General features: G+C 65.3%; 11 protein-coding genes. 5 read left to right on the forward strand and 6 right to left on the reverse strand.

What is annotated here, in order from left to right:
- The first annotated feature begins 331 nt into the window (after positions 1–331).
- The 5 genes from trpA to recJ are packed head-to-tail and all read left to right on the forward strand — an operon-like array spanning position 332 to position 5,831.
- A complete protein-coding gene (gene trpA, locus JWQ90_RS21855) occupies positions 332–1,150 on the forward strand; it encodes a tryptophan synthase subunit alpha (protein ID WP_299697110.1) in 819 nt (272 codons plus the stop codon).
- The gene (gene accD / locus JWQ90_RS21860; RefSeq protein WP_299697111.1) at positions 1,147–2,016 is read left to right on the forward strand and encodes an acetyl-CoA carboxylase, carboxyltransferase subunit beta; all 870 of its coding nucleotides are present in this window, start codon (positions 1,147–1,149) and stop codon (positions 2,014–2,016) included. Before trpA ends, accD begins: the two co-directional genes overlap by 4 nt.
- Entirely contained in the window at positions 1,992–3,326 is a 1,335-nt protein-coding gene (gene folC, locus JWQ90_RS21865) for a bifunctional tetrahydrofolate synthase/dihydrofolate synthase (RefSeq protein ID WP_299697112.1), read from the forward strand. Before accD ends, folC begins: the two co-directional genes overlap by 25 nt.
- Positions 3,323–4,114: an SPOR domain-containing protein gene (locus JWQ90_RS21870; protein WP_299697113.1), complete on the forward strand. Its 792-nt coding sequence runs from the start codon at positions 3,323–3,325 to the stop codon at positions 4,112–4,114. Before folC ends, JWQ90_RS21870 begins: the two co-directional genes overlap by 4 nt.
- Positions 4,104–5,831: a single-stranded-DNA-specific exonuclease RecJ gene (gene recJ, locus JWQ90_RS21875; protein ID WP_299697114.1), complete on the forward strand. Its 1,728-nt coding sequence runs from the start codon at positions 4,104–4,106 to the stop codon at positions 5,829–5,831. The genes JWQ90_RS21870 and recJ overlap by 11 nt, the downstream gene beginning before the upstream one ends.
- A gap of 78 nt (positions 5,832–5,909) precedes the next feature.
- Here recJ and JWQ90_RS21880 read toward each other — a convergent pair whose 3' ends face one another.
- The 6 genes from JWQ90_RS21880 to sufB form a co-directional block, all read right to left on the reverse strand.
- The gene (locus tag JWQ90_RS21880; protein ID WP_299697115.1) at positions 5,910–9,080 is read right to left on the reverse strand and encodes an EAL domain-containing protein; all 3,171 of its coding nucleotides are present in this window, start codon (positions 9,078–9,080) and stop codon (positions 5,910–5,912) included.
- A gap of 132 nt (positions 9,081–9,212) precedes the next feature.
- Positions 9,213–10,451 carry a cysteine desulfurase gene (locus tag JWQ90_RS21885; protein WP_299697116.1) on the reverse strand — a complete coding sequence of 413 codons (1,239 nt, stop codon included), beginning with the start codon at positions 10,449–10,451 and terminating at the stop codon, positions 9,213–9,215.
- The gene (sufD, locus tag JWQ90_RS21890) at positions 10,448–11,626 is read right to left on the reverse strand and encodes a Fe-S cluster assembly protein SufD (protein WP_299697117.1); all 1,179 of its coding nucleotides are present in this window, start codon (positions 11,624–11,626) and stop codon (positions 10,448–10,450) included. The genes JWQ90_RS21885 and sufD overlap by 4 nt, the downstream gene beginning before the upstream one ends.
- On the reverse strand, positions 11,623–12,366 hold the full coding sequence (gene sufC / locus JWQ90_RS21895; RefSeq protein ID WP_299697118.1) for a Fe-S cluster assembly ATPase SufC: 744 nt from the start codon (positions 12,364–12,366) through the stop codon (positions 11,623–11,625). The genes sufD and sufC overlap by 4 nt, the downstream gene beginning before the upstream one ends.
- Positions 12,367–12,368: 2 nt before the next feature.
- Complete coding sequence (locus tag JWQ90_RS21900; protein ID WP_299697119.1) at positions 12,369–12,569, reverse strand: 2-hydroxymuconate tautomerase family protein; 201 nt, start codon at positions 12,567–12,569, stop codon at positions 12,369–12,371.
- Between the two features lie 91 nt (positions 12,570–12,660).
- Positions 12,661–14,118: a Fe-S cluster assembly protein SufB gene (gene sufB / locus JWQ90_RS21905; RefSeq protein WP_299697120.1), complete on the reverse strand. Its 1,458-nt coding sequence runs from the start codon at positions 14,116–14,118 to the stop codon at positions 12,661–12,663.
- Positions 14,119–14,151: the final 33 nt, after the last annotated feature.

Consider the following 14,151-nt stretch of genomic DNA (forward strand, 5'->3'; position numbering starts at 1 on the left):
TGATTTATTGTTGGTAAAGCAGCGACATGGTCGCAGAGGCGGCTTCAGCGGCTTCCCGGGAAGACCGCGCGCTCGATGCTAGCGGACCCTGATCGAGCTGTCATGAGCGCCGAGCGATGAGGGTTGGCGGAACCCAATCAGAAGGCTCCGCCGGACGCTGCGGCGAGCGGTTGGAGCGCGCCGGTCCTGACGATGTTCTTGATCCGCCCAAAAATTCCGCTTGAGTGGAGGCCAAACCACACGTAGAGTCGCCGCTCCCCGATCGCAGGTCCATCGCGGCACGCATGACCGATCCGGCAACATCTACGATCCGTTCCAGGCTTCTCAATCCATGAGTCGAATCTCTGCCCGTCTCGCTGCGGTTAAAGACCGTGGGCGCAAGGCTCTGATCCCGTATATCACCGCCGGTGATCCACACCCCGGCCAGACCGTCGGGCTGATGCATGCGCTGGTCGAAGGCGGTGCCGACCTCATCGAACTCGGCGTTCCTTTCTCCGACCCGATGGCGGACGGCCCGGTAATCCAGCTAGCCTGCGAACGCGCGCTGGCACACGGCACCAGCCTGCGCCAGGTCATCGGCATGGTCGCGGAGTTCCGCAAGCGCGACGCGCAGACGCCGGTCGTGCTGATGGGGTATCTGAACCCGATCGAGCACATCGGCATCGCTGCGTTCGCCGTCGAGGCCAGCGCCGCCGGCGTCGACGGCGTATTGATCGTCGATCTGGCGGTGGAGGAGGCGGCCGATTTCATCGGGCCGCTGCGTGAATCCGGCATCGACCTGATTTTCCTGATCGCGCCGACCAGCCCGGCGGCGCGGATACAGGCGGTGGCCTCGCAGGCGGGGGGCTATCTGTATTATGTTTCAGTCAAGGGAGTAACCGGCTCGTCACAACTGGATGTCGCCAGCGTGGAAGCGAAATTGCAAGAGATCCGACGCTATACCGCATTGCCGCTCGCGGTCGGCTTCGGCATCCGAGATCCGGAGTCGGCGGCGAAAGTCGCCCGGATCGCCGACGGCGTGATCGTCGGCAGTGCACTGGTCAGCGAAATCGAGAAGCACCAGGGGCAGGCGCAGGTTTTGCCTGAGATATTGAAGGGGAAGCTCCGCGCGATGCGCCGGGCGATGGACAACGAGGGAGTGCCGTCATGAGCTGGCTCGACAAGATCGCGGGATCGCAGTTGCTTACTCACGGCGTGCGCAAGCACAACGTGCCCGAGGGCCTGTGGGTCAAGTGCGATGGTTGCGCATCGGTGCTGTATCGCGCCGAGCTCGAACGCACGCTGGAAGTCTGTCCCAAGTGCGGCGCGCATCGTCCGATCAATGCCCGGGCCCGCCTGAACCAGCTGCTCGACCCGGAAGGCCGCATCGAGATCGCCAAGCATCTCGCTTCGGCCGATCCGCTCAAGTTCAAGGATTCACGCAAGTACACCGATCGCATCAAGGAAGCGCAGAACGACACCGAGGAGAAAGATGCGCTGATCGTGATGAGCGGCCAGATCATCGGCCTGCCGCTGGTGGTTTCGGTGTTCGAATTCGGCTTCATGGGCGGCTCGATGGGCTCGGTCGTCGGGGAGAAATTCGTGCACGGCGCCAATGCCGCACTCGAAGCGGGCATTCCCTACGTGTGCTTCTCGGCCACGGGCGGCGCGCGCATGCAGGAGTCGCTGTTCTCGCTGATGCAGATGGCGAAGACCTCGGCGGTGCTGGCGCGGCTGTCGGATCGCGGTCTGCCGTTCATTTCGGTGCTGACCCATCCGACGATGGGCGGCGTATCAGCGAGCCTGGCGATGCTCGGCGACATCATCATTGCCGAGCCGCGCGCGCTGATCGGCTTCGCCGGTCCGCGCGTGATCGAGCAGACCGTGCGCCAGAAACTGCCGGAGGGTTTCCAGCGCGCCGAGTTCCTGCTCGAGCATGGCGCCATCGACATGATCGTGGATCGTCGCGAACTGCGCGAGAAGATCCACCGCCTGCTGGCGATGATGACCCATTGGGCGCCGTCGCCAAAGGCTTGATACTCGACCCGAAGCTGCTCTCCGCCGCGTCCCCGGCCACAGCGCCGGGGCCCGACGCCAGCCTGGATGCCTGGCTCAACTACCAGCAGCGGGTGCATCCGAATGCGATCGAGCTGGGTCTCGGGCGCGTGCGCATGGTCGCCGCGCGCATGGGCCTGCCTGCGGCCGGCATCGTCACGCTGACCATCGGCGGCACCAACGGCAAAGGCTCCAGTGCGACACTCGCTGCGCTGATCTATCAGCGGGCGGGCTATCGAACCGGCCTGTATCGCTCGCCGCATCTGCTGCGCTACAACGAGCGCGTGGTCATCGATGGAGTCGAGGCGAGCGACGCGGCCCTGTGCGCCGCATTCGCCGAGATCGAGAAAGCACGCGGTGAAATTGCGCTGACGTATTTCGAATTCGGCACGCTGGCGGCGCTGTGGCGGTTCCGCGAAGCGGGCGTGCAAATCCAGGTGCTGGAAGTCGGTCTCGGCGGCCGCCTAGACGCGGTCAACATCGTCGATGCCGACTGCGCGATGGTCACCAATATCGGACTGGATCACCAAGACTGGCTGGGTACCGGGCGCGAGGCGATCGGTTTCGAGAAAGGCGGGATTTTCCGCAGCGGCCGGCCTGCGGTGCTGGTCGATCCGATGCCGCCGCAGAGTTTGCTGGATCAGGCGCGGAACCACGGTGCGGAGCTGTTGCAGCTCGATACCGACTATCGCTACCAGGCCAGTGAAAGCGGCTGGCGTTGGCAGTCGGCGCAGATCGCGTTCAAGGATCTGCCTTTGCCGGGATTGAGCGGCGCAGTGCAACTGCGCAACGCCGCCGGCGTGCTCGCCGCAATTACCGCCTTGCAGCAGCGGCTCCCGGTCGGGGAGCACGCGATCCGTGCGGCACTGCCGGATCTCAGGCTCGCCGGCCGTTTCGAGAATCGTGGCCGCTGGTGGTTCGACGTGGCACACAACACCGAAGCCGCCGAAGTGCTCGCCGACAACATCGCGCGGACGATGCCCGGGCGAGCGCCCTGGCTGGTGCTCGGCATGCTGTCGGACAAACCGGTGGAGAACGTGGCGCGCCTGCTGGTGCCGCACGTGGCCGGCGCGAGCTTCGTCAGCCTGCCGCCGCCGCGCGGCCTGGATGCGAAAGGCCTGCAGCAGCGGGCCGCCTCTGCGGGTCTCAAAGGTAATGCAGTGCCCGACATGGCCGATGCGCTGATCGAGGCCCGCGCCAACACCGGCGCGGACACGCCGATTCTGGTCTGCGGTTCTTTCCTGACGGTGGCGATGGCGATGGACTTGCTGGATCGGGGTGCGATCGCATGAACCGTGTGCTGATGCGAAGGCTGCTGGGCGCCAGCGTGATGCTGATGATGCTGTTCATCGCCAGCCTGCTGTTGCCCGCGCCGAGCGATCCCAAGCCCGCCGAGCCCGGCATGCGCCGGGTCGAAATCGCGGTAGACGACCGCCATCCGATCGAAACGCCGAAGCCGGTGCCGTCCGCTGTCGGTCTGGCCGCGGATGAGGGCGCAAGCGCATCGGGTCGGCCGCAACCGCCGCAGGCGTCACAGAAAGAACTGGCGGATTCCGCGGAGGCCGCTGCAGCGCGCTTCTCCGGGATGACGCCTGAAACCGTGACCCGCCCTGAAGTCGCGGGTGTCCCCGCCGAGGAAGACGACGATATCGCCGCCGCGCCGGTGGCCGAGACGGCTGCGCCGGAGGAGCCGGAGCCGAACCCGGCACCAGCGGTGCCGCCGATCGGGCAGCGCACGCCGCCGGCGATGGTGATAGCAAAGCCGAAACCCGCGCCGCCGGTCGAGCAGGCCCCGCCCAAACCCGCTGCAGCCGCGACACCGGCGCCCAGCCCCGCAGGCAAAGGACAGCGCTGGGCAATACAGGCCGGCAGCTATGCCGACATCGCGAACGCGCGACAAATCGAAGCCCAACTCAAATCGCTGGGATTCGCGGCTTCGATTTCGCTGACCGAATCCAGCGGCAGCGCGCGCTATCGAGTGCGCAGCGGCCCTTATGCTACGCGCGACGCGGCCGACGCCGCGCGCCAGCGCCTGCAGCAGAACCGCATCCCCGCGAACGTGGTGTCTGATGGCGGTTGAGCGTCGGCTCATCCGTCGTCGTGCGATCCCCGCGCATCGCCTGCCGGCCACGCTGAATCCGGTCCTGCAGCGCGTTTACGCGGCGCGAGGTCTGATCGAGCCGCAGGAGATCGGTCTGGATCTGGCGCAGATGCTGCCGCCGGATCAACTGCTGGGCCTGCCGCTGGCGGTGCAGATTCTGGCCGACGCGATTCGCCTCAGGCGCAAGATCGTCATTGCCGGCGACTACGATGCGGATGGTGCGACCGGCGTTGCGCTCGCAGTGCTGGGCCTGCGCGCACTGGGCGCCGAGTCGGTCGCATACGTGGTGCCGCATCGCGTGACGATGGGCTATGGCCTGTCGCCGGCGCTGGCGCAGACCGCGCACGCGATGAACGCGCAAGTGCTGGTCACCGTCGACAACGGCATCGCCAGCATCGCCGGTGTCGCGGCGGCGCGCGAACTCGGTATGCAGGTGGTCGTCACCGATCATCATTTGCCGGGCCCGGTGCTGCCGCAGGCCGATGCGCTGGTGAATCCGAATCAGCCCGGCTGTCCGTTTGCCAGCAAGGCACTCGCCGGTGTCGGCGTGATGTTCTACCTGCTGGTGGCGCTGCGTGCGCATCTGCGTGAAGGCGGCGCCTTCGATTTGCAGCCGGCGCCGCGGCTGGCCGACTGGCTCGATCTGGTGGCGCTCGGCACCGTCGCCGACGTGGCCCGGCTCGATCGCAACAACCGCATCCTGGTGTCGCAGGGCCTCGCAAGATTGCGCAGCGGCCGCGCGCGTCCCGGCCTGCTGGCGATGCTCAGTGGTGCAGGGCGGGCCGTGGATACGATCAGCGCGCTCGACCTGGGCTTCGTGCTCGGCCCGCGAATCAATGCGGCAGGGCGTCTGGCCGACGCGCGCATCGGCATCGAATGCCTGCTTGCCGATGACGCTGTGCGTGCCGCGGAACTCGCGGCGGCGCTGGAGCAAATCAACCGGGAGCGCCGTGAAATCCAGCAGGGCATGACCGACACCGCGATCGCCATCGCCGAGCGTCAGCAGCTGGAGGATCGCAATGGCGTCTGCGTGTTCGACGAGGACTGGCACGAGGGCGTGCTCGGGCCTGTCGCCGCGCGGATCAAGGAGCGCCTGCACCGGCCGACGATCGCGTTTGCGCCGTCGCAGGATCGCGAGCTGTTGAAGGGCTCGGCGCGCTCGGTGCCGGGTCTGAATATTCGCGACGCGATTGCCGCCGTCGATGCGGCGCATCCGGGTTTGATCGAACGCTTCGGCGGTCACGCGATGGCGGCCGGATTGAGCCTGAGCAAGCGCGCTTATCCAGTATTCCGCGAAGCCTTCAATGCCGCTTGTGCAGCGGCGATGCTGCCGTTGGAACGCGAAGCAAGGCTGGACAGCGACGGACCTTTGTCGGCGACCGAATTGCAGATCGAAACCGCGCGATGCCTGGAGCAAGGCGGCCCCTGGGGCGCGGGTTTCGGCGAGCCGCGTTTCGACAATCGCTTCGAGGTGATCGATGCGCGCATCGTCGGCGGCGATGGCACGCACGCCAAGTATCGGCTGCGGCTCGCCGGCGGCAGTGGCGCCGACATCAGCGCGATTCATTTCGGAGGCGCCGACCGGCTATGCCGCCGCGGCCAGCTGCACGCGCTTTATGCGCTCGGCATCAACCGCTACCGTGATCGTGAAAGCATTGATCTGCGCATCGACTATCTGGAAGCGATCACGGCGTAGGTCGGCAATCCCTTGCCGACATGAGGCCCCGGTTGCGCATCGAGTGCGCACGTCGGCAAAGGATTGCCGACCTACTGCTCAACCACCCGGTGCGTAGAACACCACCGGCGAGGGTTTGGCGATCGCAAGCCCGAGCAGGTAATCGGCACCGAGACGACGCCAGGCATCGAGCGCACCGGCGTCGCCGAGATTGGCGACGACGACGCGTTTGCGCAGCGTGCGTGCCAGGCGCACCAGCGATTCCGCCAGCAGCTGTTCGACCGGGTCGGTGCCGAGGCTGCGGAAGTGCAGCGCGTCGATCTTGACGAAGTCGATATTCAGCCGGCGGATCAGCGCGACGTCGGACGCGCTGCGGCCGGCGAAGTGATCGACTCCGACGCGCACGCCCAGCGAGCGCATTGCCTCGCAGAAGATCTGCGCCTGGTTCGGGAATTCCGCCAGCGCGTCTTCGCGTAGCTCGAAACACAGCTTGCGCGGCGTTACATCCGGATGGCGTTGGAACTGCTCGGCCAGATATTCGACCAGCGAATGATCCGACAGCGTGCCGGCCGACAGATTGATGCTGCAGAACGCCAGGCGCTCCAGCGTATCCGGCGAGCGCGCCAGGTATTCGAGCGTATTGCGGATCACCCAGCGATCCATCTCCGGCACCAGGTGGTGGCGCTCGGCGACCGGCAGGAATGCGCTGGGCGATGCCCAGAAACCTTCTTCGTCTTCGAGCGCGAGCAGGATGTCGAAGACATGCCCTTCGCTCTGGTGGGTCTGTGCCGGCATCGCCCATTGCGTCGTCAGGTGAAACAGGCTTTGTTCGAGACCGGCGCGGATACGCCGCACCCAGATCGCATCGTCGGAGCTGCGCTCGGCTCGATCCTGGCTGTTGTCGTAGATCATCACCGCATTGCGGCCGGCACGCTTGGCTGCGGCGCAGGCATCTTCGGCGCGGCGCATCAGATCGACCGGGCCATAAGTCTCGTCCGTGATCGCGGTCAGGCCGATGCTGACGGTGACGTTGACCGACTTGGATTCCCAGTAGATGCGCGTGTTGCCGAGCAGCTCACGCAGCGCCTCGGCGAATACGCGGCCGCGCTCCTCGTCGAAATTGCTCAGCAGCACCGCGAACTGATCGGCGCCCATGCGGAATACTTCGCCTGCACTGGCCACGCGCGACACGATCGACTCGCCCAGGCGCGTCAGCACTTCGTCGCCGGCCTGCTGGCCGGCGCTGTCGTTGACGCGCTTCAGATGATCGACGTCGATAACCAGCAGCACGTGAGGCCGCGCGGTGATGCGCACGCCATCGAGCAGGGCTCGTATCGCCCGGTCGCAGGCGATACGGTTCGGCAGGCCGGTGACCGCGTCGACCATGCGGCGGTCCTGCAGAGCCGGGTCGGCCTCGCTGATCTCGGCCGCGGGGCGGAACACGACGATCGCGCCGATCACGCGGTTCAGCCGCGTACGGATCGGTGTGACCGAGACATGGACCTCGAGCTCGCGCCGGCTGTCGTTGTGCAGGAAGACGCCGTTGGCATACTCGAGCCGCGTGCCGCGCTGGATCGCCAACTCGGCGAGGTTCGGCAGCGGGCTGTCGGCCGCGGTGTTTTCCCGCGTCGCCTGGGCTTTGAATACCTCGGTAAAGATGCGGCCGCGAGCCGCCCGGGCCGTGACGCCGACCAGTTGCTCGGCGACCGGATTGATGTCCTCGACGATGCCGCGCTCGTTGGTCATGATCACGCCGTCGGCGACCGCCTGCAGCGCCAGCGTTGCGCGCTCCTGCGCTTTGGCGAGCGCTTCCTGCGCGGTGCGGCGTTCGTCGGACTCGACCACCAGCTGTGAGTTGGTGGCGACGGTGCGCTCCATCAACTCGCGCAGTTGCCGCACGCGCTCGTTGTGCCAGTGCGAAAGCACCCCGATCTCGTTGTCGGAGTTTTCGTCGAACTGCACGTGCAGTGCGTCTTCGGCGGTGTCGACATTGGCGAGATCGCTGGTCATCCGCCGCAACGGGCGCAGCACCAGCCAGTTGATGCTTAGATAAATCAGCAGTGCGGTAACGAGCGCGGCGCCGCCGACGATCAGCAGGGTCTGATTGAAGAAGTAGTGGACGCCGTTGAAGCCTTCACGCTCCGAGGTCACCCTGACGATGCGCCAGAAGGTCTGCGGCAGTTCGATCAGCGTGGCGAACGCGGGTTCGTTGAGCACCGCATCGTCGTCGAAACGCAGCAGTCGCGGTGCTTCGGGCTGGCTGCCACGCCTTGCGATCTGGTTCCAGATCGAGGCCAGCGCAAGCTCGGATTCCTGGCGCGACAGGTCGCGCGTGCCGTCCTTGAGAGCCGAAACCGTGGCCGCGTCGTAGGCCGGCGATTGCACCGCGGCACTGATGAAGGCTTCGTCCTGCTGATGGATCGTCAGCGCTAGCGGATTGAACTTGGGTTGCTGCTGGGCCAGCTGCACCAGGTTGGCTGGCTGCTTGATACCGAACTGGCGCGCGGCGATGTCGGAGATGCCGATCAGGCGCGTGTCGCGGCCGATCAGCAGGCTGTAGCCCGGGCTGCCGGCAGTGAAGCGCGCGAACATCTCGTTGAGACGGATCACCGACAGGCTGATCGTGATCGCGCCAATGAAGCCGCGGCCGTCGCGCAGCGGCAGCGTGCACGACACGACCTCCTGGCGGGTTAGCGGCTCGCGGTAGATCGGCGTCCAGTAGCAGCGATCGGCGGCGGCGTAGCGCGCCGGTGTGAACCAGCTTTCTCCGTAGTACGGCGCCGCGCGCTCGTCGTTGTAGTCGTCACGCGCGTTGAACACGCCGGAGGCATCGCGCTGCAGAAACAGGCTCGCCCGATCGACGGCGGGGTCCAGGGTGTGCGGCAGCGGCCAGACACCGACCGCGACGATCAGGCTGCTGGCGGCGCTGCGCTCGACCAGGATCGGCGTCACCGCGACGAACTGGGCCCGCGCCGGCACACCTGGCTGCACGGCCAGTGTTCCCAGGGTATTGGAAAGCTCCTGGACCTGATCGGACAGTGCGGTGAAGCGGTCGGCGACGCGCTGCGCGCTTTCACGTTCGTAGCGGAAGCTGTCCGCCATCAACTCGGCGCGGACCAGGTATCCGCCCGCCAGCCAGGTCGATACGCCCAGCACAAACAAGCTGCCGACCAGCAGCATCGCCAGCTTGAACTGGAGCCCCTGCCGCCAATGCAAAGGCCGCACCCGCGCCGGTGCACGCATCGGGATGCTGGGTCTTGATCGGCTCATTTTTATGAAGAGTCTCGGTTCCCACACCTTATCTCGGCATGGTTGGCCGAATAATTACACAGGCCGTGCTGTTTTGTGCTTTAAGGCGATCAGCGCGCTATCGCAGGACGATCGCCGGATCTGCCGGGCCGACTAGCGCAGCAGCCGGCTGGCCTTGCGCAGTGCCGCGGCGAGCTGATCGATGTCGTCATGGCTGTTGTACACCGCCAGCGAAGCGCGGACTGTCGCCGACACGCCAAAGCGCTCCATCAGCGGCATCGTGCAGTGGTGGCCGGTGCGGACCGCGACGCCTTCCTGATCCAGGATTGCGCCCACGTCGTGCGGATGTGCCTGATCCAGCACGAAGGACAGGATGCCGGCCTTGTTCGCAGCGGTGCCGATCAGGCGCAGGCCGTCGACGCCCTTGAGCGCCTCGGTGCCGTAGGCGAGCAGTTCGTGTTCGTGCGCGGCAATCCTGGCCAGGCCGAGCTGGTCGATCCAGCCGAGCGCCGCGGCGAAGCCGATCGCGCCGCTGATGTCGGGCGTGCCAGCCTCGAACTTGTAGGGCACCTCGTTCCAGGTGCTTTTGTCGAAGCTGACGGTGCGGATCATGTCGCCCCCACCTTGCCAGGGGAGCATCGCCTCCAAATGCTCGCGGCGTGCCCAGAGCACGCCGAATCCGGTCGGGCCGTAGGCCTTGTGCGCCGAGCAGCAATAGAAATCCGCGCCCAGAACCGACAGATCCACCTTTGTGTGGGCGATCGCCTGGGCGCCGTCGATCAGCACCGGAATGCCGCGAGCCTTGGCTTCCGCAATCATCTCGGCGATCGGGTTGATCGTGCCCAGCGAGTTCGATACCTGCACAACCGCAACCAGCCGCGTGCGTGGGTTTAGCATCGCTTTCCAGGCTTTGAGATCCAGGCTGCCGTCGTCGAGCACCGGTGCGGCTACGGTTTTTGCGCCGACCAGCTGCCAGGGCACGATGTTGGAGTGATGCTCCATGCCGGTGACCAGTACCTCGTCGCCGGGCTGCAGCAGCGGCTGCAGATAGCTGCGGGCGACCAGGTTGATGCTCTCGGTCGTGCCGCGCGTGAAAACGATCTGCTCGCGCGACGTATTGAAGAACGCGCCGATGTGATCGCGCGCCGACTCAAAGCGGCTGGTCGCGCGCGCGGCGAGTTCGTGTACCGCGCGATGTACGTTGGCGTTCGCGTGGCGGTAGTAGTCGTCGAGTGCCGCGAGCACGGCCTCGGGTTTCTGTGTCGTCGCCGCATTGTCCAGGTAGGCAAGGCGCTTGCCGTGAATGCTCTCGGCCAGTATCGGGAACTGGGCGCGGATCGCATCCAGGTCCAGCGCGGCGGCGCGAGTCAGATCCGGTCCGCGGTCGTTCATATCAAATCCTCGTAGGCGGTGGAGCCGGGCAAGCGGTTGGCGAGCCGACGTTCCATCTCGCGGCGCGCATCTTCTGCGCCGACTTTTGCCAGCACTTCGTGAGCGAACGCGAACAGCAGCAGATTGCGCGCGGTGTCGGAATCGAGCCCGCGCGAGCGCAGGTAATACAGCGCCATTTCGTCGAGCTGGCCGCAGGTCGCACCGTGCGCGCACTTGACGTCGTCGGCGTAGATCTCGAGCTCCGGCTTGGCGTTGATCTCGGCTCCGGGCGACAGCAGCAGCGACGCCAGCTTTTGTTCCGAGTCGGTTTTCTGCGCGGCTTTCTCGACGACGATGCGGCCGTTGAACACCGCATGCGCCCGGTCGGCGACCAGGCCGCGGAATACTTCGCGGCTGGTCGTGTGCGGCGCCTGATGCAGGATGCGTGTGTGGGTGTCGACATGCGTGCTGCCTCCGGGTGCGAACACGCCGTGCACTTCCGCATAGGCGCCAGGCTCACACAGCTGCACGTTCAGATCGTGACGCACCAGCGCGCCGCCGAGATCCAGCCCGACATATTCCAGGCGTGCGTCGCGGCCGACCCGGATCTGGCTGCGGAACAGATCGGTGGAAGCCTGGCCGCCATCCTGGATGCGCAGCAGCCGAAGCCGCGCGTTCGCACCGATTTCGACTTCGAGCACGCCGGTCGCCAGCGTCGCGCTGTCGTCGCCGCGCGTGTCGATCAGCAGGGTCGCCTCGCTGCCGGCTTCGAGCACGACGCGATGGCGCAGATGAGTCATTGCTGCAGCGGAATTCAGGCACAGCAGATGCAGTGGCTCGGCCTTCTGCTTGCGCGCGACGCGCAGATCGAGGCCGTCACGCGTCAGCGCTGCGTTCAGCGCGGTAATGCCGTCGTCGGCCAGCGGTGTTTCAAATGCGCGGACTTCGCCGTTCTGGCGCTGGCCGTTGGCGAAGACCAGTGACTGCCAGTTCTGAAGTGTCGTCGCGACTATGGAGGTTTCGGTTGCTTCCGCAAAGCGGGCGTCGTTCAGCGCGCTCAGGTCGGTATAACGCCAGTCTTCTTCGCGCTTGCTCGGAAAGCCCTTGGCAACGAACTGCTTCCAGGCGCCGGCGCGTGCAACACGCAGCGTTTCGGGCAACTGGTCCCAGGCTTTTTGGTAGGAAGCTGCGCTCACGCGGCCTCCAGCCAGCCATAGCCACGTTCTTCCAGTTCCAGCGCGAGTTCGGGGCCGCCGGATTTGACGATGCGGCCGCGTGCCAGCACGTGGACGATGTCGGGCTTGACGTAGTCGAGCAGGCGCTGGTAATGCGTGACCAGAATTACCGAGCGCTCAGGTGAGCGCATCGCGTTGATGCCATCGGACACCATTTTCAGTGCGTCGATGTCGAGGCCGGAGTCGGTCTCGTCCAGCACCATCAGCTTGGGCTGCAGCACCAGCATCTGCAGGATCTCGTTGCGCTTCTTCTCGCCGCCGGAGAAGCCTTCGTTGACGCCGCGCTGCAGCATCGCGGGCTCGATGCCGACTTTTTTGATTTGCATGCGCACGAACGCGAGAAAATCCGTCGCCTCGATCTCGGGCTCGCCGCGGCGCTTGCGCTGCGCGTTCATCGCAGCTTTCAGAAAGTACATGTTCGATACGCCGGGAATTTCCACCGGGTACTGAAAGCCCAGGAAGATGCCGGCGGCGGCACGCTCTTCGGTTTCGAGTGCCAGCAGGTCCCGGCCTTCGAAGCTCACCGAACCCTGGGTGCATTCGTAGCCTTCTCGGCCGGCGAGCAGGTGGCCCAGCGTGGACTTGCCGGCGCCGTTCGGGCCCATGATCGCGTGCACTTCACCGGGTTTCACGGTGAGGCTCAGACCCTTGAGAATTTCCTTGTCGCCGACTCTGGCGTGCAGGTTTTCGATAGTGAGCATGTCTATTTTTTATCCTGAATCTGGTCGGCCATCAGCGTGCCGCCGACGGCCCAGTTGTCTTTTTTGTGTTCGTCGATGACGACGGTGACGCCTGCCTCGGTACAACCCGCGATACGGGCCAGCTCGCGCGTGAACACGGCCGCGATTTCGCGCTTCTGCTCGATGCTGCGGCCTTCCAGCATTTCGACTCGGATAATCGGCATGGCTACGCCCCCCGCGCGCGCGAAACGCGCGGGCGTTCGCCGCTGTAAAAGCCGCTTAATGTGGCTTTTACTTGCCTTCGGCAACCGCGCCTCACCCCACCGCTCCTTCCAAGGACACCTGCAGCAGCTTCTGCGCTTCCACCGCGAACTCCATCGGCAGTTCCTTGAAGACGTCTTTACAGAAGCCGTTGACGATCATCGACACCGCGTCCTCGGCCGACAGGCCGCGCGAGCGCGCGTAGTACAGCTGGTCTTCGCCGATCTTGCTGGTCGTTGCCTCGTGTTCGAGCTTGGCGCTCCGGTTGCGCACCTCGGTGTACGGGAAGGTATGCGCGCCGCTTTCGGAGCCGATCAGCAGCGAGTCGCACTGCGTGTAATTGCGTGCGTTCTCGGCTGAAGCAAGGACGCGCACCAGGCCGCGATAGCTCTGCTCGCCGCGTCCGGCGGAAATGCCCTTGGAGATGATCGTCGAGCGCGTGTTCTTGCCGACGTGGATCATCTTGGTGCCGGTGTCGGCCTGCTGGCGATTGTTGGTCAGCGCTACCGAATAGAACTCGCCGACGCTGTCGTCGCCGCGCAGGATGCAGCTCGGATACTTCCAGGTGATTGCGGAGCCGGTCTCGACCTGGGTCCACGAAATCTTGGAGCGCGGGCCACGGCAATCGCCGCGCTTGGTGACGAAGTTGTAGATGCCGCCGCGGCCTTCCTCGTCGCCCGGATACCAGTTCTGCACGGTCGAATACTTGATCGTCGCATCGTCTAGCGCGACGAGTTCGACGACGGCCGCGTGCAGCTGATTCTCGTCGCGCTGCGGCGCGGTGCAGCCTTCAAGATACGACACGTGCGCACCTTCTTCGCAAATGATGATCGTGCGTTCGAACTGGCCGGTGTTGCGTTCGTTGATGCGGAAATACGTGGACAGCTCCATCGGGCAGCGCACGCCTTTCGGCACGAAAACGAACGAGCCATCGGTGAACACCGCGGAATTCAGCGCCGCGTAGTAGTTGTCGCCGAACGGCACCACCGAGCCCAGGTATTTCTTCACCAGTTCCGGATGCTCGTGCACGGCCTCCGAAATCGAGCTGAAGATCACGCCGGCTTTCTTCAGCGTGGCGCGGAACGTCGTGCCCACCGACACCGAATCGAACACCACGTCGACAGCGACGTTCTGCACGCCGGCCAGCATCTCCTGCTCACGCAGCGGAATGCCGAGCTTCTTGTAGGTCTCGAGCAGCTTCGGGTCGACTTCATCCAGCGACTTCGGCCGGTCCTTCATCGACTTCGGCGCCGAGTAGTACGAGATCGCCTGGTAGTCGATCTTCGGGTAATGCACGTGCGCCCAGGTCGGCTCGGTCATCTTCAGCCAGCGCTGATAGGCCTTCAGCCGGAACGCCAGCAGCCATTCCGGCTCGTTTTTCTTGACCGATATCAGGCGGATGGTGTCTTCGGAAAGGCCGGGCGGGGCGCTTTCGGATTCGACGTCGGTGATGAAGCCCGCTTCGTACTTGCGGGCTTTCACCATGTCCTGCATTTCTTGGGTGGCTGCCATTGGGTTGCCGTTGGTCTGTCTTGGGGTTTGCCG

Source organism: Hydrocarboniphaga sp., from assembly GCF_028291725.1.
Classification (GTDB): Bacteria; Pseudomonadota; Gammaproteobacteria; order Nevskiales; family Nevskiaceae; genus Hydrocarboniphaga.

What these genes read in the sequence shown, in the direction of transcription:
- JWQ90_RS21880 (WP_299697115.1), bottom strand. Translation starts at nt 9,080, where the DNA reads ATGAGCCGATCAAGACCCAGCATCCCGATGCGTGCACCGGCGCGGGTG.
- sufB (WP_299697120.1), bottom strand. Translation starts at nt 14,118, where the DNA reads ATGGCAGCCACCCAAGAAATGCAGGACATGGTGAAAGCCCGCAAGTAC.
- JWQ90_RS21900 (WP_299697119.1), bottom strand. Translation starts at nt 12,569, where the DNA reads ATGCCGATTATCCGAGTCGAAATGCTGGAAGGCCGCAGCATCGAGCAG.
- JWQ90_RS21870 (WP_299697113.1), top strand. Translation starts at nt 3,323, where the DNA reads ATGAACCGTGTGCTGATGCGAAGGCTGCTGGGCGCCAGCGTGATGCTG.
- accD (WP_299697111.1), top strand. Translation starts at nt 1,147, where the DNA reads ATGAGCTGGCTCGACAAGATCGCGGGATCGCAGTTGCTTACTCACGGC.
- JWQ90_RS21885 (WP_299697116.1), bottom strand. Translation starts at nt 10,451, where the DNA reads ATGAACGACCGCGGACCGGATCTGACTCGCGCCGCCGCGCTGGACCTG.
- trpA (WP_299697110.1), top strand. Translation starts at nt 332, where the DNA reads ATGAGTCGAATCTCTGCCCGTCTCGCTGCGGTTAAAGACCGTGGGCGC.
- sufC (WP_299697118.1), bottom strand. Translation starts at nt 12,366, where the DNA reads ATGCTCACTATCGAAAACCTGCACGCCAGAGTCGGCGACAAGGAAATT.
- recJ (WP_299697114.1), top strand. Translation starts at nt 4,104, where the DNA reads ATGGCGGTTGAGCGTCGGCTCATCCGTCGTCGTGCGATCCCCGCGCAT.